Source organism: Streptomyces caniscabiei (assembly GCF_014930365.1).
GTDB classification, from domain to species: domain Bacteria; phylum Actinomycetota; class Actinomycetes; order Streptomycetales; family Streptomycetaceae; genus Streptomyces; species Streptomyces caniscabiei.
In genome coordinates this window covers 1-782 of record NZ_JABXWI010000067.1, presented here as the reverse complement: position 1 = coordinate 782, position 782 = coordinate 1, and the positions used below count along the sequence as shown (strand labels likewise).

The following is a 782-nucleotide window of genomic DNA, read 5'->3' as shown; positions in this document are numbered from 1 at the left end:
GCGGAGATCCCGATGAGTCCGATGCCGCCGAGGTTGAGTTTCGCGGGCAGGCCGATGCAGGGCTTGTTGAACGAGCCCTGGATCAGCGCCATCTGCGGGCTCATGTTCCCGTACGTGGCCGAGTTGCCGTACACCTGATGCGCGTCGTTCCCGCTGAAGGTCGTGGTGCCGGCGTCGTCGGCGAGCGCCTGGGGCGCGGCGGCGGCCGATGCTCCGACGACGGAGGCGGCGATCGTCGCTGCGGTCATCATCTTCTTGATCACGTGCGATTCCCTTCTGGAAGAACCCCGTTTCCACCGGAGCGCCCTGGACAACTTCCGCCGGACTTCCCGGTTGCTCCGATTCACTCCGTCGGCCCATGCGGAGGAGTGAAAGCGGGGCGTGCGACGTTTTGCCGGTGCTCCGGAATTCGCCGGCGCGAGCGGGCCGAACGGGTGATGTGTCGAAACCGGTGGAGGTACGCCGCCGTTGCTGCCAGAGCAGGGACCTGCGGGTCCGCCAGGAAAGGAATGCGAAATGCTCAAGAAGGCAATGGCCGCGGTCTCGGTCGCCGCTTCCATCACCGGCCTCGCGGCCGCCGCCGCCCCCCAGGCTCTCGCGGACGACGGTGGGACCACGTCGTTCAGCGGCAACGGTGCCAGCCAGGCGTTCGGCAACTCGGTGACCAAGGGCGACATGAGCCCGCAGCTCTCGCTGGTCCAGGGCTCGCTGAACAAGCCCTGTGTCGGTCTGCCGGTCAAGGGCAACCTCGGTGGCCTCGGACTCCTCGCCGGAGTCTCCGT

At 67.5% G+C, this 782-nt stretch carries 2 protein-coding genes; one reads left to right on the top strand and one right to left on the bottom strand.

The annotated features are described in order from the left end of the window. Positions 1–263: rodlin (locus HW837_RS48005; RefSeq protein ID WP_319703626.1), on the bottom strand; the 263-nt coding region annotated here is incomplete at its 3' end. Positions 264–516: 253 nt separating this feature from the next. On the opposite strand from HW837_RS48005, the gene HW837_RS48000 reads away from it, so the two are divergent. Continuing rightward, on the top strand, positions 517–782 hold a 266-nt coding region (locus HW837_RS48000), incomplete at its 3' end, for a rodlin (protein ID WP_272875596.1).